Here is a 23190-nt window from a genome sequence, read left to right as displayed (position 1 = left end):
CTACGAGACGAAGGCGCTCGTGCCGGTGATGGCGCGCCCGACGATCAGGGAGTTCATCTCACGAGTGCCCTCGAACGAGTAGATGGCCTCGGCGTCGGCGAACCGACGGGCAACGCCGTAGTCGAGCACGATGCCATTGCCACCCATCACCTCGCGGCACCAGCCCACGGTCTCGCGCATCTTCGACGTGGCGAACGACTTGGCCATCGACGCGTGGGCATCGGTCTGGCGCCCCTGGTCGAGGAGGTCGGAGGTCTGCATGCACAGCGCGATCGACGCCGAGATGTTCGAGAGGCAGCGCGACAGGAGGTCTTGCACGAGCTGGAACGACGACAGCTTCTTGCCGAACTGCTCGCGCTCGGTGACGTAGGCGACGGCTGACTCGTAGGCGCCGATCGAGTTGCCGATCGCCTGCCAGGCCACGTCTGCCCGGGTCAGCAGCAGCACCTTGGCGGTGTCGCGGAACGAATTGGCGAGCTGGAGGCGACGCTCTTCGGGCACGACGACGTCGGTCATCGTGATGTCGGCGTTCTGCACGATGCGGAGGCTCTGCTTGCGCTCGATCTTGGTGGCGGTGAAACCGGGGGTGTCGGTGGTGACGAGGAATCCCTTGACCTGGCCGTCGGCGGTGTCGCGGGCCCAGATGACGACGACGTCGGCAAAGGTGGCGTTGCCGATCCAGCGCTTCTGGCCGTTCAGCGTCCAGCTGTCGCCGTGACGCGTGGCAGTGGTGCGGAGGCCGCCGGCCGCGTCGGATCCTGAGAGCGGTTCAGTCAGACCGAATGCACCGATCACTTCGCCGGTGGCCATCTTGGGCAGCCACTCCGCGCGCTGCTCCGGGCTGCCGGCGAGGCCGATCGAGCCCATCGCTAGACCGGAGGTGACGCCGATGAACGTCGATACGCTGCCGTCGACGCGCCCCGACTCGAGGGCGGCCCAGCCGCGGTACTTCGCGGTGTTCTCGAACTGGCGCGACTCCTCCCAGATGGGCCCGTAGGCGCCCAGCTCGGCCAGGGGTTTGATCACCTGGTGCGGAAACTCGGCGCGCTCCCAGTAGTCGTCGGCGATCGGGGCGACCTCGGATTCGAGGTAGGCCCGGAGGTCGTGGATGTTGTCGTTCTCGCGGGCGGTCAGCGCGTCTTGCGCGAAGTAGAAGTCGCTCGAGAGGTAGTTCGTCTTCGACGTGGTCACAGTCACGGTTCAGCTCCATTGCTTGACGATCGATCAGGTGTGACACCATCATGCATCGTTTTGCAAAATGTTGCACGAGCTTCTCAGGAGACCTAGAGTCGGGGTCATGTCGACGCCGACCCAAGCACCCGTGGCCTTCGCGGCACTCGCCGCGCAGCGGGTGCCATCCGAGCTCGCGGCCCGGCTCGCCCGCGGCGACCACCCCGACACCATCCGTGCCTTCGTCTTCGCCCGCCGCACCTTCCTCGCCGGCGAGCGGGTCGACATGAACGATCTCGCAGCGCGTCTCGGCGTCGACCGAACGTCGCTCTTCCGCTGGCTCGGCAACCGCGACACCCTGCTGAGCGAGGTGCTGTGGTCACTTGCCGAGCCGACCCTCGTGCGGCTCGAACGCGCCTGTGATCTCACCGGAGCGGCTCGGCTCACCTCGATCCTCGGCGACTTCGTCGAGACTCTGATCGCAGCCCCGTACTTCCAGGGCTTCTTGAAGAAGGAGCCGACTCGGGCCCTTCGCGTGCTGACGACGAAAGACAGCCAGGTGCAGCGCCGCTACCTCGCCACGGTCGAGGCCATGCTCGAGGCCGAAGTGGCTGCCGGGAGCATGGCGTTCGACCTCGAGACGCACGACCTGGCCTACCTGCTGGTGCGGGTCTCGGAGTCGTTCACCTACGCCGACCTGATCACCGGCGAGATGCCGAGCGCTTCCCGCGCCCGGGCCGCCTTCGCCTACGTCCTCCGGGAGGGATGACACCGTGACCACCACGACCCCGTCGAGCACGCCCACAGCGACCGGCCCGTATCGCCAGAAGATCGCGACTCGGTGGGCCGACAACGACATGTACGGCCACCTCAACAACACGATCTACTACCAGGCGATGGACACCGCCATCAACACCTGGTTCATGAGCCGAACCGGCCTCGACCCGCTGCACGACGACGTGATCGGGTTCTGCGTGTCGTCGTCGTGCCAGTTCAGAGCGGCGGCGGGGTTCCCGGAGGAGCTAGTGGTCGAGCTGCGATCGGTGCGGATCGGAACGACGAGCCTGGCGTGGTCGCCGCGGATCCTGCGCTCCTCTGACGACTCGCTGCTCGCCGACGGCACCTTCGTCACCGTCTTCGTCGACTCGGAGAATCGGCGCCCGGTGCCTGTTCCCGAGCGCATCCGCACCGCTCTCGAGGCGGCGTTCGAGCTCGTTCCCGCCTCTCACTAGCTCTTCCCTCGTTCTTCGAAAGGACCGAACAATGACGTTCACCACCTCCTCCCCCTCGACTGCCGACCTCCTCGGCGGTCCGGGCCTCGGCACCCTGTCGATCGCGGCGATCCTGTCGGAGACGGCCGCGCGGCATCCCGAGAGCCCCGCCGTGCACTTCCGCGGGCAGACGACAACGTACGGGCAACTCTGGAACGAGACCCGCGCCTACGCCGGAGCCCTCCGCGCCCGAGGTGTGGGGCGGGGCGACCGGGTGGCGTTGATCCTGCCGAACGTGCCCGACTTCTGCCGCGCCTACTACGCGGTGCTCTCACTCGGGGCGATCGTGGTGCCGATCCACCTGCTGTTCAAGCAGGAGGAGATCGAATACGTGCTGCGCGACTCGGGGGCCGTCCTGGCTATCGTCGCCGCGCCCCAGCTCGGCGAGGCACTCCCCGCCGCGGCGGCCGCCGGTGTGCCCATCGTGTCGGTGCTGCTTCCCCTCGACGCGCCGACGCCCGTGCCCGTCGATCGGCTGGAGGTTCTGGCCGCCACCGCCGCCCCCATCGACCGCTACGAGTCGGTCAACCCTCTGGCGGCCGCGACGATCCTCTACACCTCGGGAACGACCGGTCACCCGAAGGGCGCCGTCGGCTCTCACCTCGCGATGATCGAACAGGTCAGCACCGAGCTGATCGACTGCACCGACATGGCCGCGACCGACGTCGTCTTCGGCGGACTCCCGTTCTTCCACGCCTTCGGTCAGACCACCGTGCTCAACACGGTGTTCCGGCGCGGGGCCTCCATCGTGCTGCTGCCGAAGTTCGACCCGGCCGAGGCGCTCCAGCTGATGGTCGACACCCGCACGACCATCTTCACCGCCGTGCCCACGATGTACATCGGCCTTCTCGCCGCCGCCTCCTCCCCCGCCGCGAGCCACCTGCGCCCGCCCCTCCGCTATGCCGTCTCGGGCGGCTCCGCTCTCCCGGTCGCGGTGCTCGAACGCTTCGAAGAGACGTTCGGCGCCGTCATCCAGGAGGGCTACGGGCTCACCGAGACCTCTCCGGTCGCGACCGTCAACGACCTCAAGGATCCGCGCCCCGGCACGATCGGACGCGCCATCTGGGGCGTCGATGTCGAGATCGTCCAGCCCGACGTCGAAGACCACGTCGTCTTTCTCCCCGACGGCGAGCTCGGCGAGATCGTGATCCGCGGCCACAACCTGATGAAGGGCTACCTCGGCAACCCGGAGGCGACCGATGCCGCCATGGTCGACGGGTGGTTCCACACCGGCGACCTGGGCACGAAGGAAGCCGACGGCATCGTCACGATCGTCGATCGCAAGAAAGACATGATCGTGCGCAACGGCTACAACGTCTACCCGAGCGAGGTCGAGGACTGCCTGATGCGGCACCCCCTCGTCGCCAACGCGGCCGTGTTCGGCGTGCCGGACGACGTGCACGGGCAGGAGGTGCACGCGGCGGTGATCGCGCGCCCCGGTGTGTCGCTCGACTGCGAGTCGGTGATCGCGTTCGTGCGCGAGCACCTCGCGGCGTACAAGTTCCCGCGCGAGGTGCACGTGGTCGAGGCCCTGCCGATCGGTGCGAGCGGCAAGGTGCTGAAGCGAGAGCTGCAGCGCGAGTTCGCTGCCGCTCCGCTCCGCTAGCTCCCACCCCGCCTGCTTCCGCTCCCCGCGCCCCGCCTGCACCCCCGTGCGTCCCACATCCACCGACTCGCACCCCCGTGTGGCCAAAACCGCCCGCCGCACGGTGGGTCGCCGGCATGTATGGGGGTGCAAGTCGAAGCCCCCTCCACTGGCATCCCGTCACAACCGGCGCCGCGGCACGCCAGCGCGAAGGAGCAGACGCTCGAGCTCGGCTGGCCTGCGCGCAGTCGAATAGCGCCACCGCACCAGGTTCTTCACCTCGGGCAATGCCAGGAGCGCGTCGGTGCGTTGCTTCTCGTCGAGCAGCACCTGCTCCATCGAACGCCCACCCCGCATTTCGACATCGAGGTATTTCTGCTGACCGTCGAATTCACCGATCTGACCGACCGATTCCCACCAAAAATCCGAGAAGTACGTTCGACCATTGGCCCCGACAAACTCCTTCTGAAGTTCGGGCGATTCGAAGCCGAGAAGATGCATCTGGCCTTTGCTGATGGATTCGCCCGCGGACTTCGAACCCGGCGAGGCGATTTCGAGCGCCGCACACACGGCGGCCTTACCCCGGGTTCGAGGCCGTCGGCGTATCTCGGCAGCGAGTTCGACGGCCGTCACGAGTCCGGTTGCCAGCACGAAGTCGAAAGCCAACAGCGCCGACAGGAAGCCTCCGAGCAGCCCCATGTCGACAGCAGTGCGAGCGGCATTAGTGCATGCGATGCCCTCAACAAGCGAGATTTCGACGTCATCGCTGACGCCGTGACGAACGACGCCAGCCGTCGTCTTGCCGGTGGATCGTCTCGGATCGATAACGTGGAGCTTCTGCGGCCAACTATCGAGGACTGGTATTCCCCAAAGAGCACCCGCTGACGCGTGACTCACAATGACGTTCGGCGAGATGTGGGGTAGTGCCGCCCTGATTAGCGCGACGTGCTGTCGCCGCCTCGTCAGTGCCTTCCAGTCCTCCTCAGCAAGGTAGACGCCGCGTCGCACCCGCACGAAAGTGCCCCGAGAAGCCTCGCGCCGAAGCCGCCGGCCGGGCTCCCCGCCGGCAGCGAACTGGGCAGGGGTGACGAAGCGCGGGTCCATCCCCCGAGCGTGGCCGAACCGCCACCGGCCCGAGCCGCCGCGCGTGACGACGGTGGAGAACAGCGCCAGCGACGCGACTGTGGAGACGAGGTCAGCCGCAGTACGTCGTGATCGCCGCCACGTCTTTCTGCACGGCCGCGAAGGCCCGCTGGACGCGGGGCGCACCCGTGAGGGGGTGCTCAGTGGCATTCTGCACGGCGGTGGTGAGCGTGCCGAGGTCGTCGGAGACGTCGCGCACGAGCGTCTTGGCACGCGGATCCTGGATTTCTGAGACGACACCCTGCACCGTCGTCGTCGCCGATTCGAGGGCCGAGACGGCCGACGACGGATCGGCGGCGAACGTGCTCGCGGTCGACGACAGCTTCGAGGTCACGTCGTCGAGCGACGAGTTGAGCGCCTTGCACGTCGCCGCCTTCACCGCAGCCGAGGCCGTCGCCGTGCCGGTTGCCGAGCCGCCCGAAGAACCAGACCCAGACCCAGACCCAGACCCAGACCCAGCAGGATCCGACACCCCGGCCCCCGGCCCGATCGGCGAGCAGGCAGCGGCCACGACGAGCACGGCAGCGGCGAGGGCGGTCGATCCGAGGGCGCGGTGGAGAGGCATGCACTACCTCTACCAAACGAATCCGGGAGAACAACCCGGCGGAGAAAACCCTAGGAGCAGTAGGTGCCGACGGCGGCGAAGTCTTTCTGCATGGTCGGCGAGAGGTCCTGGAGCTTCTTCAGGGTGCCCTGCGGGTCGCTCTTGATCGTCTGCGCGGCTTTTGCGAACGCCTTGAGGTCTTCGCCGGCCGGCTTGACCACGTCCGCAGCGCCGGGTTCGGTCACCTGCGATTCCGTCTTCTGGAAAGCGGTCGACAACTTCTGGATGGCCGCGATGGCTGCTTCCGGGTCGGTCGAGATCTTGGTCGTCGACGCCGTCATCTCGGACGACGCCTTCTGCACGGAGTCTTTGATCAGCGAGCAGGCCTCGGTCTTCGTCTGCGTCGACGAACCGGACACCGCGCTCGACTTCGGGGTGCTCGTACTCTCGCCGGCCGCTTTGTCCGAGCCCGAGCCGCCGCCGGACGACGAGCACCCGGCGACGGAGACGACGAGCAGCCCGGCGAGCAGAGCGGCAGGAGCAGCGGTACGGAGGCGTGCTGACAGATTCATGGGATGACTTCTCTCGGTTCGGGACACGGAGAGACGTCTGATCGGTTCCCCCCGGAAAGTGAAAGCCTAGCCAGGATGACGCGAATAGGCTCGGATCATGACAGGAACGACATCTGACTCCCCTCGCCGCGCACTCGTCCTCGGAGGGGGTGGCATTGCCGGCATCGCCTGGCATCTCGGTGTTCTCGCTGAACTGCAGTCCCAGGGCATCGATGTGGGCGCCGCCGATCTGGTCGTCGGAACGAGCGCAGGATCCGTGGCGGGAGCCATTCTCCGCTTCGGCCACGTCGACGCCGTGTACGACGCCCAGGCCACCTCGGCCGCTCCGTTCGGCGCCGCGGATGCTGCCGCCGCCGGCATCGCCCCGGAAGGCGCCGGAGTCTCGCCCGACAGCGCGGCCGCACCCGCACCCGCCCTCGACATGGCCACGTTCGGTCAGCGCCTCGCCGAGGTCGTCGCCGGCGCGACCGGCCCGGAAGACGCCCGTGCCCGCCTCGGCCGTGCGTCGATCGCCTTCTCGCAGGGGGTCGAGTCGCCGCTCCTGGCGCAGGTCGGCGCCCAGTTCCCCGAGGCCGCCGGCTGGCCGTCCGCCCCGCTCGGCGTCTGCGTCGTAAATGCCGAAAACGGCGAATTCCGGGTCATCGACTCCTCCGACGGCATCCCGCTGGCGCGCGCCGTCGCCGCGAGCTGCTCCGTGCCCCTCGTCTTCCCCACCGTCGAGATCGACGGCGTGCACTACATCGACGGCGGCGCCCGCTCGGCGACGAACGCCGATGTCGCGGCCGGTTACGACCGAGTGCTCGTGCTGTCGTGCGGCGCCGAAGACGCTCGGAGCCCCATGGGCCCGCAGCTCGACGCGGCAGTCGCCGGGCTCCGCGACGACGCCGACAGCCCGAGCGCCGTGCTCGTGGTGTCGGCCGACGCTGCGAGCCTCCAGGCGTTCGGCGGCAACTCGCTCGACGACGCGTCGCGCGTTCCGTCGGCTCTCGCCGGTCGAGCTCAGGGGGCATCCGTCGCCGAGTCCGTCCGCGCGTTCTGGCAGGCGTGAGCTAGATAGCGTGAACGCCGTGCGCCGAGATCGCAGTTCTCGTCGGGTGCTCCCGAGCCGAACTGCGATCTCGGCGGCCGTCTCGCCCGACCCGACCGCTCGCCCCGGCGCATGACCGACGCACCCGACGACTCCGCCGACTCGACCCAGCCCGCAATCGACCCCGCGCAGGCTGCCGCTGATCTCGAGCGGCTCTTGCGAGCGACTGTCGAGCGGCTCGACGCCTCGGGCGCTCGCGACGAGGCCCTCGGCGAGGTGCGGTTGCCGCGCGGCTTCGGGCCCTTCAAGACAAGCGTCCAGATCGCGCCGGTCGGCCGGGCCTGGCGCCTCGGCATCCTGCTGGTGACGAGCGACGCACGCCTCTTTCGCGTCGGCCGCATCACGCGTGCGACCGAGACCGGTCGACCGCAGAGCCTGTCGTTGTCGGTGGAGCAGCGCCGTGCCGAGCGGGTCGCCGCGACCAAGGGGCACTTCGCCGAGGGCGAGGTCGTGAACTTCGAGTACGAGGCGATCGCCCTGGATCCTGAGTCTCTCGCTCGCGGTGATGGCTCACTGTCCATCGACGGCTCGCGAGTCGTCCTCGCCTGGAACTCCCCCGGCGACCGCCGCGACCTGGCGGCGTATCTCGACGAGATGTTCGTGCTCCTCTTCGACTCCTAGCCCGCAGCTCACCCCTTCTTCGCGCGCGACGGTTGCACCCGCGGGGGCTCGCCCGGCATCTTCGGAAAATCGGGCGGGAACGGCAGCTCACCGAGACCGGCCTCGACGTCGCGGGCCCACCACTCGAGCAGCGGGGCGATCGAGGCACCCGGCGCCTCGTGCATTCCATGCCACGGGTCGCCGGTCGATGCCAACCGCGAGGGCACGCTAAGCACGGTGAAGAGCGCAGGATCCGCGGATCCTAGTTCGTCCCACCCGAGTGGCGCCGACACGGTGGCCCCGGCCAGGGCTCTCGGGCTGTAGGCGCCGGCCATGGTCCGGTCGCGATTCGCCTGGTTGAAGTCGACGAAGATTCGTCTGCCTCGTTCTTCCTTCCACCAGTTCGTCGTCACCCGCTCGGGCATCCGCCGCTCGAGCTCGCGCGCGGCAGCGATCACGGCGTGCCTCACCTCGAGGAACTCGTGCTCGGCCGCGATGGGAGCGAACACGTGCAGACCGCGGTTGCCGCTCGTCTTGATGAACGCGGTGAGTCCGGCGTCGGCCAGCACGTCACGCAGCGCGAGGGCGACCGGGATGGCATCGCCGAAGTCGGTGCCGGGTTGCGGGTCGAGGTCGATGCGGAGCTGGTCCGGGAAATCGGGGGCGTCGGCGCGCGAGGCCCACGGGTGGAACACGACCGTGTTCATCTGCGCGCCCCAGACAGCGACGGCGGGTTCGTCGATCACGAGCTGCGGGTGCACGCGGCCGCTCGGGTAGGTGACGTCGGGCGCTCGGATGTACGACGGTGCACCCTTCGGCGGGTTCTTCGAGAAGAACTGCTCCCCGTCGATGCCGCCCGAGAATCGTTGCAGCGAGATCGGCCGCCCACCGTTGTGCTCAACGAACGGCTCGCCGACCGCGACGAGGTACTTCGCGAGATCGAGCTTGGTGATGCCTGGCTCGGGGTAGAGGACGCGGCCGGGCGACGAGATGCGCACCTCGCGCGTCCCGTCGGGGCCGGGTACTTCGAGGACCACTGCGTCGGATGCCATGCGTCACGCTACTGCTCTCGCCCGGGGCCGGGCGAAGTCGGCGGGTGTTGTGAGGTGTGGGCGGGTGCTGCAGCACCCGCCGACACCACACGACACCCGCCCATTCACGGGGAACGCCCGCCCACCCGGCGCAGGAACACCCGCCGACGGACGAGAGCACACTGGCACGCATGATCCCCAGCGCGGAGAACCCGGTCACGCCGATGCTCGCCAAGGCCGTGCCGACGGTACCCGAACCCGACTCGGTGGAGGGCGGCCTCGTCTACGAGCCGAAGTGGGACGGCTTTCGCGGCCTGATCTACGTCGAGGAGCAGGAGAACGGGCCGAGCAGGGTCGAGATCGGAAGCCGCGGATCGAAGATGCTGACGCGGTACTTCCCCGAGCTGGTGGCCGAGATCGCGAGCCAGGTCTCGGGATCCTGCGTTCTCGATGGCGAGATCGTCGTGCGCCGCGGGGAACCGGGCGCGGAGCGGCTCGACTGGGAGGCCCTGTCGGCCCGGATCCACCCGGCCGCCTCGCGCATCGCGGCCCTGTCGAGCGAGACTCCCGCGTCGTTCATCGCGTTCGACCTGCTCGCGTGCAGCGATCTCGATCTCACCGGGGTTCCGTTCGCCGAGCGGCGAGCCGCCCTGGTCGACCTGTCGGCGTCGTTCCGAGCACCGCTCCACCTCAGCCGCACGACCGACGACGTCGGGGTCGCGAGGCGTTGGCTCGACGAGTTCGAGGGAGCGGGCCTCGACGGCGTCGTCGCCAAACCCCTGAGCTCGATCTACGAACCGGGCAAGCGCCGCATGCTCAAGATCAAGCACCACCGCACGGCGGACGTCGTCGTGCTCGGCTATCGGGTCCACGCCTCAGGATCCGGCGTGGGGTCGCTCCTGGTCGGCCTCTATGACGCCGATGGCGCCCTGCAGAACGTCGGCGGCATCTCGGCATTCACCGACAAGCGTCGGGCCGAGTTGGTTGACGAGCTCGCGCCCGACGTCATACGCGACGACGACGGCGAGGCAGTCACGGGCGAGACCGAGCGGAGCCGCTTCTCGTCGGGCAAAGACGTCTCGTTCGTGCGTCTCGCACCCACCCGCGTGGTGGAGGTGCGCTACGACCAGATGGAGGGGCGCCGCTTTCGGCACACCGTGCAGTTCGACCGCTGGCGGCCCGATCGGGACGCGCGCTCGTGCACCTACGACCAACTCGAGATCCCGCCCGCCTACGACTTCGGCGACGTGGTGGCCTGAACCGGCGGGGCGAGCAAACGGTCGCCCCTCCCAGGGAGTAGAACAACCCTTATGACTCTCGGCACAACTCTTCTTCGCATCACCGTCGGCGGCTTCTTCGTGGGGCACGGCCTCCAGAAGCTCAACGGATCGTTCGGCGGCCCCGGGTTGGAGGGCGTGACCGGCATGATGGGCAGCCTCGGCATCCATCCCGCCAAGCGCAATGCTCTCCTCGCGGCAGCGACCGAGACCGCGGGCGGCGCGGCCGTCGTGCTCGGCGCCGGCACTCCCCTCGCCGCGGCAGGACTCATCGGCACGATGGTCACCGCGGTTCGCAAGGTGCACCTGAGCAACGGACCGTGGAACGCCGACGGCGGCTACGAGTACAACGCCGTGCTGGTCGCCGCGCTCGGAGCGATCGCGGCCGGGCCCGGCCGTGCCTCGTTCGACGGGCTTATCGGCAAGAAGAAGTGGGGAGCAGGCGGCACCCTGTTCGCCCTCGTCGCCGGGTTCGCCGCGTCGGCCGCCGTCATCGAGCTCGGCAAGCGGAACGCCCCGCCCGCCGAGCCCGAGGCACCGTCGCCCGACGCCGTCTAACTCGACGCGTCGCCGCCAATTTGAGAGCGATCCTGCCCTACAGGCACACCCGCTGGTGTGACTTCGGTAGGATCGCTCTCACGTTTGCGACGCTTGATCGGAGCCAGCTACCAACCGAGCGTGCCCGGCGCCCCCTTAAACGGCCCAACGATCTTCGACGTGATCCAGCCGCCGTAGAAGTCGCCCTCCTGTGCCTGCACCACCTCGCCGCCGACCTCGCATGACTCCATTGCCGACGGGTAGACCGCGATGTGGTCGCGGAGCATCTCGTACCCCGACCACGGCTCCCGGTATGTCCAGGCCGAGCGCTCCGCGGTCACGCCACCGCCCGTGACGCTGAGGTACGACGCCTGGCCTTTGAATTCGCAGAGCGAGCGACCGGGCGCAGGATCCAACGCCCCGGCCACGAAAGCGGCCCGCGGCAGGTAGTACACGGGTGGGTGACTCGTCTCGAGCACGCGGAACGCTTCGCGCGTCTCGGCCACCGCCACCCCGCCGAGGCGCACCACGACCCTCTCGCTCACGGGCTCCACTCGTGGCGGGCGCGGGTAGTCCCAGACCGACTCCTGGCCGGGCCCGGGCTCGATCGGCTTCACGGGCGCGCGTCTCACGTGTCTCATGCACCCATCGTGCTCTCTCCTCCCGCAGATCCCCTCAATTCGTCCTCGAGACGGAAAGCACCGTCGTGGGCATCGCCTACCCTCGAATGGTGCCCACCCGACGCCGACCTGCGACCCGCCGCGGCGCGGGGTCCGGGCGGCGCGGCAGCTCCGGGCGTCGAACCGGTCGTGCGACTGTGCCGGGGGCGTCGTCGCGGATCCTCGGTTTCGGAGTCGCCCTCGGTGGCGGCCTGGTGATCGCCCTCGCGATCGCGATCGTAATTGCGGCTCGGTCGGCGCTGCTCGGGGGTTTCGAGTCGTCGGCGGCGGCACCCACTGCGGCGAGTGTCTCGTGCCCGGCCGCTGCGCCGAAGCAGATCGGGACGGTGCACGTGCCGGCGGGTCCGATCGCCGGGTACTGCCAGGATCAGCTGATCAACGCCGCGCACATCATCAACGCCGCGCGCGCCCTCGGCATCGGCACGCACACGCAGGCGGTCGGCGTGATGACGGCGATGGGCGAATCCAGCCTCGTCAACGTCGACCACGGCGATGCGGTCGGACCCGACAGCCGCGGTCTGTTCCAGCAGCGCGACAATGGCGCGTGGGGCAGCTACACCGACCGGATGACGCCGTTCACTGCAGCCACGAGCTTCTTCACCAAGCTCGTGAAGGTGCCGGGCTGGCAGACCATGCAGCCGACGCTGCTCGCGCACACGGTGCAGGTCAACGCCGATCCGCAGCACTATGCGTCGTACTGGCCCGCCGCCGTCGCTGTGGTCGAGGAGCTGTCGGGGCCGGTGCCGCAGTAGCAGCCGGCGTTACGCCGGCGGCGGGTCAGACGAACGCGAGCACCACGACCGCGTTCACCGTCACGGTCGCCCAGAACGCCCACTGGAACGACGACTTGCGGGTCTTGTGCCGGAACACCTGCTGCGCGATCACCGCACCGGGCCACCCGCCGAGCACGCCGACGATGAGCAGGTTGCGCTCCGAAATTCGCCAGGAACCGCGCCGCGCGGCCCGCTTATCGACGCCGTAGACGACGAACAGCAGCACGCTCAGCACGAGGTAGATCCACGGCGCTCCCCATGGGAACTCCCGCCACGACGCCCGCCAGACGAAGAGCGCCGCGAAGGCCGGGACCGAGAGGAGGGGCAGCAGGCGCATGACGCGACCCTAGCGGCGCCGGTGTTCACAACTCTGGCAAAGTGGTGCCATGAGCCTCGCGAGGTTTTCAGCGAAGTGACGCGTTTCGGCCCACTGCACTCGGCGCGCCGCGTCGCTTTGGCCGAACCGCGTCACTTCGGCCGGGCCCGCCCACGAAGCACTACCCGAAAGCCGGCGACGGCACGCGCACCGGCGGCCTCGACACCCGCGGCGGCCGCACGAGAGCCTTCAGCCGCTTCTTGACGCCGCCCCAAATCTTCTTCTTGCGGCCCTTGAACCAGTCGTCATCATCGCCGTGATTCTTGAGTTCTTGCGAGAGCAGGTAGGCGGCCATCAAGAGGCTGAGGTACGAGAACGGCTCACCCGCGAGGCCGCCGACGATGCCCGAGACCGCGAACCCGACGATGACGGCCCAGCTCAGCAGGCGCCGCTGCGTCAAGGCGACGTAGCGCTCGCGCGACCCCCGCACCGCTTTCGACGCGCGCACACTCACCATCGTCTCGGCCAGGATCGCGGCGAAGAGAACGATCGAGATGCTGTAGCTGATGGTCTGCATGAGGTGTCTGCTCCTGCCCTCATTCTCCGCCTCGGATCCTGAACCGGCGCTATCGAATTCCGATCAGTCAGCTGCGCGGGCGCGGAACGCCACCATGTTCATCCGGTTGCCGCACCGGACGCTGCAGAACCGCTTCGACGAGTTGCGCGAGAGGTCGGCGAGCACGCCCTCGCAGTCCGGGGCGCCGCACTCTCGCAGACGGTCGAACTCGTCGGTCCGCAGCACGTCGACGAGCGCGAGGGCGACCTCGACGCGCATGCGCTCGGCCAGGGGCGCGGTCGGCTCGGTCGCGTGCAGGTGCCAGTCGAATTCGTCGTGCCGCACGAGCTGGGGCAGCGCCGAGGCGTCGCGCAGCAGCCGGTTGACGAGGGCGACCGCGTCTCCCCGATCGAGCGCGAACAGCCGGCGAAACAGGTCTCGGGCGTCGAGCACCTCGGTGAGCTCGGCCGGGTCGCGATCGAACCGCCCCGAGTAGCGGTACTCGTCGAGCAGCGCGGTCAGGGCGGCAGGATCCGGCAGCCCGTCCTCTCCCGACCGGGTGGCGCCCGGGGCGGTGTTCACTAGCGCCACGACGAACTCCAACGTCTCGGTTGTGTCAGGGGCAAAATGCAAGTTGACTCCTTACTCACGGCAACACTAGCGTGTGGATCATCCACCCCGCCACCCTCCCGCCAGGAGTCGCCATGCCCCGCTCCACCACCTCGACCGGCCTCGTCATCGCCGTCGTCGCCGCCCTCACCTTCGGCCTCTCGGGCGCCTTCGCCAAGCCGCTGCTCGAGGCGGGCTGGAGTCCTGCCGCCGCGGTCACCGTGCGATCGCTCGTCGGCGGACTCGTGCTGACACCGTTCGCCGCCGTCGCCCTCCGCGGTCGCTGGAACGCCCTCTGGCGGAACCGCTGGCGGGTCGTCGCGACCGGCGCGATCGGCGTCGCAGCCACACAGCTCACCTACTTCGCCGCCCTCGAGCGCGTACCCGTCGGCACGGCGATTTTGCTCGAATACATGGCGCCGCTCCTGCTTGTGGCCGTCGCCTGGGCCCGCAGTCGGCGCCGACCCCAGTCGCTGGTGCTCATCGGCAGCGTGGTCGCGCTCGTCGGCCTCGTTCTCGTCGTGGCTCCAGGATCCGGCGTCGCCCTCGATCCGATCGGCCTCCTCTTCGCCGTCGGCGCGATGGTCGGCTGCGCCATCTACTACGTCGTGGCCGCTGCCCCGCCGAACGGGCTCCCCGCTGTGGCACTCGCCGCTTTCGGTCTGCTGCTCGGGGCCGCGTCGCTCGCTCTGGCCGGCGTGGTGCGCCTGGTCCCCTTCAAGGCACCCCTCGGCGATGTCGCGCTGTTCGGGTCACCCGTCGCCTGGTGGGTGTTCGTCGTCGTGATCGGCGTCGTCGCGACCGCGATTGCCTACACCGCGAACATCGCCGCCGCCGAGCGGCTCGGATCGCGCCTCGCCTCGTTTGCGGGCCTGCTCGAAGTGGTCGCCGCGACCTTCTACGCCTGGCTCCTCCTCGGCGAGCGGCTCACGGTGCCGCAGCTGCTCGGCGGCGGCGCCATCCTGGTCGGGATCGCGTGCGTCCGAGCGGCGCGGAGCGACGCCCCGACAGCCGCGCTTCCGACGACGCTCGACCAGACGCCGACGGGATCGGTGCCGATCGTGCCGACGCCGGCCCAGCCGGCCTGAGCCGACCGCGCGGGCACGGTCGTGCTCAGCGGCGTCGCGCGGATCCTTCGCTTACCGTTTTACGCATGACTCACCGTCGCCTCGGTTGGCGACGCGTGATTCGGTTAGCGACGCTCCGCGCCGACCCCGAGAGCGCCAGCCACGAACTCGACCATGCGCGCGACGAGGGCCCGCCGCGACTCGAGCCGGCGGTACTCGTGCCCCTCACCCGCGAGCTCGAGGTAGTCGACCGGCGCCGATCGCGCTCGAAGGGCCTCGACGATCTGGTGGGCCTCGCCGATCGGCACGTTCGTGTCGAGCTCGCCGTGCACCACGAGCAACGGCACGGCGATGTCGTCGACGGCCCGCATCGGCGACAGCGCGGTGAGCAATGCCGCGTCGTCGACCGGGTGGCCGTACTTGGTGGCGGCGGCGGAGGCGATCCAGGGTTCGGTGTCGCGATAGAAGGTGTGGAGGTCGCTCATTCCGCAGACGCTGACCCCGGCCGCGAACACGTCGGGCGTGAATGCGAGGGAGGCGAGGGTCGCGTAACCGCCGTACGAGCGGCCCTCAATGGCGATCCGCGCGGCATCGGCGAGGCCCCGGGCGACGAGGTGGTGCGCGGCGTCGACTACGTCGGCCAGTGCCGACCAGCGCAGTTCGAGGTCGTCGGCGTGCACGAACTCCTTGCCGAAGCCGGACGATCCGCGGATGTTCGGGGCGAATACCGTGATGCCGGCCGCGGCCAGAGCCTGGTGCTGGGCCGAGAAGGTGGGGCGCTCCTGCGATTCGGGGCCCCCGTGGAGGTGGATGAGGGCGGCGCCGCCGGATCCTGCGTCCGCGACAGCCGAACCGGACGGCCCAGCCGAGCCGGACCGCCCAGCCGGACCGGACGAGACAGCCGGGTACAGCCACCCCGTCAGCGTGAGCCCGTCGCGCGCCGTGAACGTCTCGAGTGTGGGCTCGACGAGACCGTCCGGCAGCGTCGGCCCGTCGGTCACGCGCGTCCAGGTCAGCGCCGCGGTGTCGAGCCGCCACAGCTCGCGCGGTCGCGTCGGCCCCTCGACCGTCGCGAGCACGCTGCGCCCGTCACGGGAGAGCACCGGGTGCGTCACGACCTGGCCAGGAAGACCAGGCACGGGCGAGAAGGATCCGGCAGCCGTGTCGTAGAGATCGAGCTCGCTGCGCCCGGCGACGTTCCAGACGAGCAGCAGCAGGCGCCCGGCATCGTCGGCGTCGAGTTCTTCGAGTTCGGCGTCGTCGCGCCCCGCGAGCACGCGGGCTGTGCCCCGCCAGCCGTGCGGGCCGATCGGCATGGCTACCAGCTGTCGGCGCGGGAGCCCCGCCTCGGTCGAGAGATACGCGATGAGCGGGCTGGATTCGCTCTCGGGCGAGGGGCGGATCAGCGCCGTCTCGGCCGACCCGGCCCACGGCGAGGTGAGCAGGGGGTGGTCTTCGTCGGTGAGCCGGTCGACGATCACGACGAACTCGTGTCCGCGGCCGCCGTCGCGGAGCACGACGAGTCGCTCTTCGACCGAGAGGTCGAGGATGTGGATGAGGTCGCCCGAGGCGAGATCGACGCGGTTCCCGTCGGAGGGGTCGACGAGATACGAGCGGGCCGGCTGCTCGGGCTCGGTCGACGGAAGCGTCACGACGACGCGGTGCCCGCTGCGCGACCAGGGGCCGAGCTCGGCGTGCTGGTCGCGCGAGCCCGCGATCCGCTGCGCGTCGGAGCCGTCGGGGCGCACGACCCAGACCTGCTGCCGCACTCCCCCGTCGGTGGCGACGGCCACGGCGAGCCAGTCGCTGTCGGCCGACCACGAGACCGCGATGACCGGGTCGTCCGAGAGTCGGATCCGGGTCGGCGTCGGCAGGGAGCCCGCGACAACGACGTCTTGCACGAAGACCTCGGGCGTGCCGAAGCGATCGCTGACGAACGCGACGCGGCGGGCGTTCCGAGTCATCGTCGGACCCCACGATCCCCACGCGCCGACGAGCGACTCGACGAACGGGTCGGCGAGCACAGGATCCGCCACGGCCGACCCCGACGAAACCCCGCCCGCCGGGGCGCTCACGACGTCACGCCCTGCGCCTGCAGCCACATCTCGAGCGTGGCGAGCTGCCAGAGCGCGTTCGATCCGAGGGTCGTTCGGGCGGAGTTCGGGTTCGCGAGCATCGATTCGACGGTAGCCGGATGGAACAGTCCGCGCGACTTCGCGGCGGGGTCGAGCAGAGCTTCGCGGACCTTCTCGAGGTAGGGGCCTTCGAGCTGGCGGATGGCCGGCACCGGAAAGTAGCCCTTGGTCCGGTCGATGACCGCGTCGGGCACGATGCCTCGGGAGGCGCGCTTCAGCACTCCCTTGCCCCCGTCGGAAAGTTTCAGATCGGGTGGAATCGCCCCCGCGAGTTCGACGAATTCGTGGTCGAGAAAGGGGACGCGCGCTTCGAGCCCCCAGGCCATAGTCATGTTGTCGACGCGTTTGACCGGATCGTCGGTGAGCATGATCGTCGTGTCGAGACGAAGGGCCGCGTCGACAGACGTGTCGGCGCCGGGGCGAGCGAAGTGAGCTCGAACGAAGGCCGACGGCGAGTCGTTCTCCTCCAGCCATTCGGGCCGCAGCCAGCGTTTCATGTCGTTCCAGCGACGGTCGAAGAACACCGACGCGTAGGCCTCGGCAGCCCCGTCGCGCGGCACACCGGCGAGTGGCGGATACCAGTCGTAACCGCCCAGCACCTCGTCGGCACCCTGGCCCGATTGGACGACCTTGACCGACTGCGACACCTCCTGACTGAGCAGATAGAAGGCGACGCAGTCGTGGCTGACCATCGGCTCGCTCATCGCGGCGATGGCTCCGTCGATGCCCGGCAGCAGCTTGTCGGAGGCGATGGGGATCCGGTGGTGCTTCGTGCCGAATTCCTTCGCGACGATCGAGGAGTACTCGAACTCGTCGCCCGACTCTCCGCCGGCCGAGTCGAAGCCGATGCTGAAGGTCTCGAGATCGGTCTGGCCCGCCTCGGCGAGCAGCGCCACGACGAGGCTCGAGTCGATGCCGCCCGAGAGCAGCACCCCGACGGGTACGTCGGCGACCATGCGCCGCTTCACAGCGGTACGCAGCGAATCGATGACCGCGTCCTGCCACTCCGTCTCGCTCCATCCGCTCCGCACGGGATCCCGGGTGAACGAGGGCTCCCAATAGGTGGTGTCGTCCGCCTCGCCGGTCGGGGAGACCACCCGCACGGTCGCGGGCGGCAGCTTCTTCACCCCGGCGAGGATCGTACGCGGTGCCGGCACGACCGAGTGGAAGGTCATGTAGCTCGCCAGCGCCTCCGAGTCGATCGACGTGTCGACGCCGCCACCAGCGAGCAGGGCGGGCAGCGTCGACGCGAACCGCAGGCGCGAAGCGGTCTGCTCGTAGTAGAGCGGCTTGATGCCGAGGCGGTCGCGGGCGAGGATCAGCCGACCGCTGCGGTGCTCCCAGATGGCGATGGCAAACATGCCGATGAGGTGGTCGACGAAGCGCGTACCCCACTCGGCATAGGCCTTGAGGATCACCTCGGTGTCGGAGGTGGAGAAGAAATGGTGGCCCTTCGCCCTCAACTCGTCGCGGAGCTCGACGTAGTTGTAGACCATGCCGTTGTAGGCGATCGTCAGGCCGAGTTCGGCATCGACCATCGGCTGGGCGCCGCCGGGCGACAGATCGACGATCGACAGGCGCCGGTGCGCCAGACCCGCAGGCCCGCGCGACCAGAGGCCGTCGCCGTCCGGGCCCCGATGCACCTGGCACCCGGCCATGCGGGCGAGCGCGGCGACATCCGCCCGCTCACCATCGAATCGAAGCTCACCGGCGAGTCCGCACATGTCAGTTCTCCTCCGAGGGCTCGGGGCCGATGATCCAAGTGTCTTTCGCCCCGCCGCCTCGCGACGAATTGACGACCATGCTCCCCTCCGGGGCGACCCTCGTCAGCCCGAAGTCGGCGAGCCGGCTCTGCGTCGGCCCCACACCCGTCAGGTAGACGAACGCCCGGAGGTCGACGTGGCGCGGCTCGAGGCCGCGCGCGGTCAACGTCGGATGCGACGACAGGGTCACGACCTCCTGGGCGACCCAGCGAGCCGGATCCTCGGCGATCTCGGCGCGACGCTCCGCAACGGCCGCCGCGTTGGCGCTCGGCCCGATCAGCACGCCGTGCCCGCCCTCGCCGTCGACCGGCTTCGTCACAAGCTCGCCGACCCGATCGAGCACACTCAGCTTCTCCGCCTCGTCGCTCAGGCGATAGGTCGGCACCGACTCGAGCAGCGGCTTCTCGTCGAGGTAGTACTCGATCAGATCGGGCACCGCGACGTACATCGCCTTGTCGTCGGCGAGACCGTTGCCCGGGGCGTTGGCGAGAAACACGTCGCCGGTCGCTGCGACGTCCATGATCTTCACGCCGAGATCGGGGTCTGCCGCACTCGCCACCTCGATCAGCTCGATGTCGAGGCGCAGGTACAGCGTGTCGATGACGCGGCCGGTGGCCCGCTCGACCACCCGGTGATCGCGCACCGCGAGATCGTCGGCGGTCACCAGCATAAACCCGGCGCCCTCGGCAAGCGCTTTGTGCTCGTACCAGGCCGAGCTGTCGGATCCTGCGCTCAGAACGGCGCCCGTGGGATCGTCGCTCTTCGCGTGGGCCAGGAGGGTCTCGCGGAGCAGACCGAAGACGGTCTCAGGATCCAGCAGCCCGGCTGGTCGCGGAGCCTCCGGCACGATCTCGTCGAGAAGGTGGCGGACGGCTACCGCGTAGGCCGCACCGCTCGGGCTCCGGACGTTGTCTTCGAGCACCCGCCAGCCGCCGAACTCGTTGCGGATCAGGTCGAAGCCCTGGATCGGCGCGCGGACCGTGCCGGTCGGCAGAAGCGCCGCCTCGATGCGCCAGCCCATCGCGTCGACGACATCGGCCTCGGCCAGCACGCCGTCGGCGACGATTCGTCTCGCGCCGTAGGCGTCCTGGAGAAACGACTCGATCGCCCGTGCCCGCTGCGTCAGGCCCTTGGCGAGCTGGCTCCACTCGTGGTTCGTCACGATTCGCGGCACCAGGTCGACGCTGAAGCCGCGGAGCTCGCCGCCGACGGTGAAGCTCAGACCCTGGTTCTTCGTCCAGTCGTCGCGCGCCTCAGCGTGCTGCTGGATCGTCGCCGAGTCGAGCTTGCGGAAATAGTCGGCGATGTCGGCGTACGCGGGTCGAGCGCGGAGGCCCGGCCCGATCGCCTCGTCGCCTGCGCGAAAACGGTAGCCCGTGATGCTCGGCAGGCTTGCGGCATCGCCGCCCGCAGAGCCGTGCGTCTCTTTGACGACCAGGTCGACCACATCGTCGAGGCGGCCGTTCTCGGCATATGCGGCTCGCTGTCGATCCGCCGAATTGCCACGCGCGAGCGTCTGTTCGATCAGCCCCTCGACATCGGCCCAGTCGCCGAGCTCTTCAAGCTGCGGGCGGAGCGACGCCGACAGCTGCCGGACCGCCTGGGCGGCCGGAAGACGCTCGGGGTGAACCCCGAGATCGAGCAGCTCGCCCGTGAGCCCTGCTCGGGCGGCCTGCCACATCGCGGCCCGGTGCAGCGGCTGCGCGCGGAGCTTCTCGGGCTTGCCGTCGAGGATGTCGACCTCCGCCTTCCGCACCGCGGCGCGGAACAGCCCGGCGATCAGCACGGCATCGTCGACCAGCGGGCAGGCATCACAGGTGCGGAGCTCGAGCGTCGGCGCGTGAGACGACGGACGCACGTCGAAGTAGGCCATCTTCGCGTCGGCGATCACTCCGGAGCCGATCAGGTCTTGCACCAAACGGTCGTACTCCCCCGCGTTCGCCATCGGCCCCGTCGCGCCGGCACTCGGCCAGCGCTGCCAGATGATCGAACGGATGCTCGCGTAACCCGTGTCTTGGCCGTTCCAGAACGGCGAACTCGCGCTCAGGGCGAGAAGCGCCGGCAAGACGGGCGCCACGCGACCCATGATCTGCACGGCCATGTCGCGATCGGCCACCCCCACGTGCACCTGAAGGCCACAGATCAGCTGCTCGTCGACGAGCATGCGGTACTGCTCCTGCATCCGGCCGTAGCGGCCGGTCGTCGTCAGTTCGAAGTCGGCGAACTCGCTCCGCGGGGCGGTGCCGGCCGCCGCGATGGCCAGCTCGGCGTCGGTGGCGACATCGACCAGCTCTTTGCGCAGAGCGAGGATCTCGGTGCGCAGATCGGTGAGGTTCGTGACCACCGGCACGTTCGTCTCGACCGTGGTGCGCTGGAGCTCAGCGCCGAACTTCTCGGGCGGCAACTTCGAGAGCAGCTGGGGCGCTCGGGCCGACAGCCGCTTCGTTTGCAGGTCGATCAGGTGCAGCTCTTCTTCCGCCCCGAGGGTCAGCTCCGCGCTCATTTCTTGACCGTAGTCGGTCGGGGGCTCGCGCGGGAGTCCGGTTACGTGACGCTTAGTGTTTGCACATGCGGGGGGCTGTCGGCGCTGCTCTACCTTCGTCGCTCCTGTTGGCACCTGTCGGCGCCTGCCGGCGATGCGAGATGGCGCAATATCCCGTTCGACCGCGCCCAGACTGCAGATACGGCCATGTCGCTATCGGACAGCAAGGATCCGGCCCAAGGCCGCTCGACTTCCAGCCTGCATCCCCTCCAGTTAAGCCCACACCTAACATCGCCCGAAAATTAGGCCAGCGCTAACAACCAGCACAGACCCGCAAGCGAGAAGGCTGTGGCCCAGCTCACGAGACTGCCGATGAGGAAGTACTCGGCGGGATTGCCCGTGGTCGCCCGGTTGATCTCGGGAAACCGGACGATGCCCTTGGCTGCGATGAGCGCCGCCACGACGGGAAAGGCGCCGGTGAGTGCGAATCCGGCGAGAAGCAACCGTTCGATCGGGCCGATGAGGCGTCCGCCTTTGAGCTCCCGCGTCTGTGATTCGGGGACTTCGGCGGCCTCCTCGTCGCCGGGAGCGGGCTCGCCCGCCGCCTCTCGCTGCTCGACCTCCCCAGGTGCACCAGGCGCCCAATCGGTCTGGTCGTCGACGACGTGGTCGACGACGTCATCGACGGCGTCGACGGCGACGCCGCTCGGGAGCGCCGATGTCACGACGATGTTGGCCGAATCAATCAGGAACAGCGCTGAGCCGACACCACCCACGAGGGCGGCGAGTGGCAGGGCGTCGATGAAGCTGAGCCCGGAGTCGCGGTGCCAGTCGAAGACGAACCCGGTTGCCGAAGCGGCACTGCCAGGCCCGGCCACGAACAGCACGACCACCACGACCGCGAGAAGTATCGACGGCCACGACCCCGATCGACGAAGCGACCACCGAGCGGGGTCGCGGCGACTCACTGACCCCGAAGCCTCTCCCGCTGCAGGCCGCCCCGCCGTCGATGCCACTACCCCCGATCCAACCGCCGTGGTCGATGCCACCCACAGGCCGGCTGCCGCCGCGACGACGAGCACGATCCACGGCTCGATGCCGAGGCCGAACCACGCAACTGCTCCCAACCCGATCCACACCACGGCGGTGGCGATCGCGCTCCCCCTGTTTTTTCCGACGCGCTCGGCGTTCCCGGAGCGCCCTGCCCTCCCGGGTCTGGCCCTCGCCCTCGACGTCGCCCCGCCTCTCGTGGTCGCGCCCGCCCTCGCCCTCACGATGTCGGCCACTCCGATGAGCGCGAGCAGGAGCCCGGCGAGCATCAGCGACCTCCCGGGCTGAGCGCCCGAAGGCCCTCGACGACCGCGATCGCACCGGATTTCTGCACCGACTGCGAGATGGCCGACGGAGTGACCCCCTCCGCTTCAGCGATCTGCGTCTGTGTGTCACCACGCAGGAGCCCCAGTGTCACGCGACGCGCACGGGCGGTCATTCGGGCGACGATGTGGTCGCGACTCAAGAAGTAGGCATTGACGACGCGCTCCTCGATGCCGCCTCGATCGTCGGCAGAGACATACCAGGAGCGAAGGAACGGACTTCTGCCGTCTTCGCGGCGGTGTGCTTCTTCGATGGCTTCTCGGGCGGACCACCAGCCAGGACCGTCTTGGACGGGGCCGGCCGTGCGGGATCCTACGGAGCGGACCTCCCCGAAACCGAACCCGAATCGCAGCTCGACACCGGAGGGCAGGGCGAGGATGGCGCTGGTGGTCGCAACCAGGGCATCGGAGAGGGTGGCGTAGATGACCTGGAATTCGTCGCCGACGGTTGCCCGCAGAGGGTCCACCGGTTCGACACCCGGCGTCCCTTCGAAAGCCCGCTCGATCTCGCCCTGCACCTCGTCGCGATCAGAGAGACCTCGTGAGTCGACGATGTCGATGATCACGGCAACCACGGTTTCAGGAGACACCCATTAAGCATAAACCTAACTTTTCGCAA

24 protein-coding genes are annotated in these 23190 nt (G+C 69.1%); 10 read left to right on the top strand and 14 right to left on the bottom strand.

The annotated features are described in order from the left end of the window. Positions 1–1191, bottom strand: a complete 1191-nt coding sequence (locus tag VH571_RS10765) for an acyl-CoA dehydrogenase family protein (protein WP_423264672.1) — start codon at positions 1189–1191, stop codon at positions 1–3. A gap of 106 nt (positions 1192–1297) precedes the next feature. On the opposite strand from VH571_RS10765, the gene VH571_RS10760 reads away from it, so the two are divergent. From VH571_RS10760 to VH571_RS10750, 3 genes are read left to right on the top strand one after another with little or no spacing between them, the layout of a single operon-like run. Further along, entirely contained in the window at positions 1298–1939 is a 642-nt protein-coding gene (locus VH571_RS10760) for a QsdR family transcriptional regulator (RefSeq protein WP_423264565.1), read from the top strand. A gap of 4 nt (positions 1940–1943) precedes the next feature. After that, positions 1944–2402 (top strand): acyl-CoA thioesterase, encoded by a 459-nt coding sequence (locus VH571_RS10755; RefSeq protein WP_423264564.1) that lies wholly within the window; start codon positions 1944–1946, stop codon positions 2400–2402. Positions 2403–2433: 31 nt separating this feature from the next. After that, entirely contained in the window at positions 2434–4047 is a 1614-nt protein-coding gene (locus tag VH571_RS10750) for a long-chain-fatty-acid--CoA ligase (protein ID WP_423264563.1), read from the top strand. Between the two features lie 159 nt (positions 4048–4206). On the opposite strand, the gene VH571_RS10745 is transcribed toward VH571_RS10750, so the two are convergent. From VH571_RS10745 to VH571_RS10735, 3 genes are all read right to left on the bottom strand, one after another. Continuing rightward, positions 4207–5130, bottom strand: a complete 924-nt coding sequence (locus tag VH571_RS10745; RefSeq protein WP_423264562.1) for a type IV toxin-antitoxin system AbiEi family antitoxin domain-containing protein — start codon at positions 5128–5130, stop codon at positions 4207–4209. A gap of 91 nt (positions 5131–5221) precedes the next feature. Continuing rightward, positions 5222–5734, bottom strand: a complete 513-nt coding sequence (locus VH571_RS10740) for a hypothetical protein (RefSeq protein ID WP_423264561.1) — start codon at positions 5732–5734, stop codon at positions 5222–5224. A gap of 50 nt (positions 5735–5784) precedes the next feature. After that, positions 5785–6285, bottom strand: a complete 501-nt coding sequence (locus VH571_RS10735) for a hypothetical protein (RefSeq protein WP_423264560.1) — start codon at positions 6283–6285, stop codon at positions 5785–5787. Positions 6286–6382: 97 nt separating this feature from the next. On the opposite strand from VH571_RS10735, the gene VH571_RS10730 reads away from it, so the two are divergent. Both VH571_RS10730 and VH571_RS10725 read left to right on the top strand, forming a co-directional pair. Then, a complete protein-coding gene (locus VH571_RS10730; RefSeq protein WP_423264558.1) occupies positions 6383–7333 on the top strand; it encodes a patatin-like phospholipase family protein in 951 nt (316 codons plus the stop codon). 111 nt (positions 7334–7444) lie between these two features. After that, positions 7445–7993, top strand: coding sequence for a hypothetical protein (locus tag VH571_RS10725; RefSeq protein WP_423264557.1), 549 nt, complete (start codon positions 7445–7447; stop codon positions 7991–7993). A gap of 8 nt (positions 7994–8001) precedes the next feature. Here VH571_RS10725 and ligD read toward each other — a convergent pair whose 3' ends face one another. Beyond that, the gene (ligD, locus tag VH571_RS10720) at positions 8002–9024 is read right to left on the bottom strand and encodes a non-homologous end-joining DNA ligase (protein ID WP_423264556.1); all 1023 of its coding nucleotides are present in this window, start codon (positions 9022–9024) and stop codon (positions 8002–8004) included. Between the two features lie 170 nt (positions 9025–9194). Here ligD and VH571_RS10715 point away from each other — a divergent pair, with 170 nt between their 5' ends. Together VH571_RS10715 and VH571_RS10710 are read left to right on the top strand one after the other, a co-directional pair. Beyond that, positions 9195–10262, top strand: coding sequence for an ATP-dependent DNA ligase (locus VH571_RS10715; protein ID WP_423264555.1), 1068 nt, complete (start codon positions 9195–9197; stop codon positions 10260–10262). Positions 10263–10313: 51 nt separating this feature from the next. Further along, on the top strand, positions 10314–10838 hold the full coding sequence (locus VH571_RS10710; RefSeq protein WP_423264553.1) for a DoxX family protein: 525 nt from the start codon (positions 10314–10316) through the stop codon (positions 10836–10838). Between the two features lie 107 nt (positions 10839–10945). On the opposite strand, the gene VH571_RS10705 is transcribed toward VH571_RS10710, so the two are convergent. Then, positions 10946–11458, bottom strand: coding sequence for a DUF427 domain-containing protein (locus VH571_RS10705; protein ID WP_423264552.1), 513 nt, complete (start codon positions 11456–11458; stop codon positions 10946–10948). An 89-nt stretch (positions 11459–11547) separates the two neighbouring features. On the opposite strand from VH571_RS10705, the gene VH571_RS10700 reads away from it, so the two are divergent. Further along, a complete protein-coding gene (locus tag VH571_RS10700; RefSeq protein ID WP_423264551.1) occupies positions 11548–12249 on the top strand; it encodes a hypothetical protein in 702 nt (233 codons plus the stop codon). Positions 12250–12274: 25 nt separating this feature from the next. Here VH571_RS10700 and VH571_RS10695 read toward each other — a convergent pair whose 3' ends face one another. The 3 genes from VH571_RS10695 to VH571_RS10685 all read right to left on the bottom strand — a co-directional run bounded on the left by VH571_RS10695 (position 12275) and on the right by VH571_RS10685 (position 13775). Next, positions 12275–12607: a DUF1294 domain-containing protein gene (locus tag VH571_RS10695; RefSeq protein WP_423264550.1), complete on the bottom strand. Its 333-nt coding sequence runs from the start codon at positions 12605–12607 to the stop codon at positions 12275–12277. Between the two features lie 160 nt (positions 12608–12767). Then, entirely contained in the window at positions 12768–13163 is a 396-nt protein-coding gene (locus tag VH571_RS10690; RefSeq protein WP_194606641.1) for a hypothetical protein, read from the bottom strand. 63 nt (positions 13164–13226) lie between these two features. After that, positions 13227–13775 carry a CGNR zinc finger domain-containing protein gene (locus VH571_RS10685; protein ID WP_423264549.1) on the bottom strand — a complete coding sequence of 183 codons (549 nt, stop codon included), beginning with the start codon at positions 13773–13775 and terminating at the stop codon, positions 13227–13229. A gap of 71 nt (positions 13776–13846) precedes the next feature. On the opposite strand from VH571_RS10685, the gene VH571_RS10680 reads away from it, so the two are divergent. Then, entirely contained in the window at positions 13847–14839 is a 993-nt protein-coding gene (locus tag VH571_RS10680) for an EamA family transporter (protein ID WP_423264548.1), read from the top strand. 104 nt (positions 14840–14943) lie between these two features. Here VH571_RS10680 and VH571_RS10675 read toward each other — a convergent pair whose 3' ends face one another. The 4 genes from VH571_RS10675 to VH571_RS10660 all read right to left on the bottom strand — a co-directional run bounded on the left by VH571_RS10675 (position 14944) and on the right by VH571_RS10660 (position 22166). Next, entirely contained in the window at positions 14944–16920 is a 1977-nt protein-coding gene (locus VH571_RS10675) for a S9 family peptidase (protein WP_423264546.1), read from the bottom strand. Then, positions 16890–18677, bottom strand: coding sequence for an N-acetylglutaminylglutamine amidotransferase (locus tag VH571_RS10670; protein WP_423264544.1), 1788 nt, complete (start codon positions 18675–18677; stop codon positions 16890–16892). The genes VH571_RS10675 and VH571_RS10670 overlap by 31 nt, the downstream gene beginning before the upstream one ends. Before the next feature lies 1 nt (position 18678). Next, positions 18679–21219, bottom strand: coding sequence for a glutamate--cysteine ligase (locus tag VH571_RS10665; protein WP_423264543.1), 2541 nt, complete (start codon positions 21217–21219; stop codon positions 18679–18681). 281 nt (positions 21220–21500) lie between these two features. Beyond that, the gene (locus VH571_RS10660) at positions 21501–22166 is read right to left on the bottom strand and encodes a hypothetical protein (protein WP_423264542.1); all 666 of its coding nucleotides are present in this window, start codon (positions 22164–22166) and stop codon (positions 21501–21503) included. 67 nt (positions 22167–22233) lie between these two features. Here VH571_RS10660 and VH571_RS10655 point away from each other — a divergent pair, with 67 nt between their 5' ends. Continuing rightward, positions 22234–22536, top strand: coding sequence for a hypothetical protein (locus VH571_RS10655; protein WP_423264541.1), 303 nt, complete (start codon positions 22234–22236; stop codon positions 22534–22536). On the opposite strand, the gene VH571_RS10650 is transcribed toward VH571_RS10655, so the two are convergent. Continuing rightward, positions 22517–23161: a SatD family protein gene (locus VH571_RS10650; RefSeq protein ID WP_423264540.1), complete on the bottom strand. Its 645-nt coding sequence runs from the start codon at positions 23159–23161 to the stop codon at positions 22517–22519. The genes VH571_RS10655 and VH571_RS10650 overlap by 20 nt on opposite strands. Between the last annotated feature and the right edge of the window lie 29 nt (positions 23162–23190).

The organism is Frondihabitans sp. 4ASC-45 (assembly GCF_049472575.1).
GTDB lineage: Bacteria > Actinomycetota > Actinomycetes > Actinomycetales > Microbacteriaceae > Frondihabitans.
The sequence above is the reverse complement of the archived record's forward strand: the minus strand, read 5'-3'. Positions and strand labels throughout refer to the sequence as shown.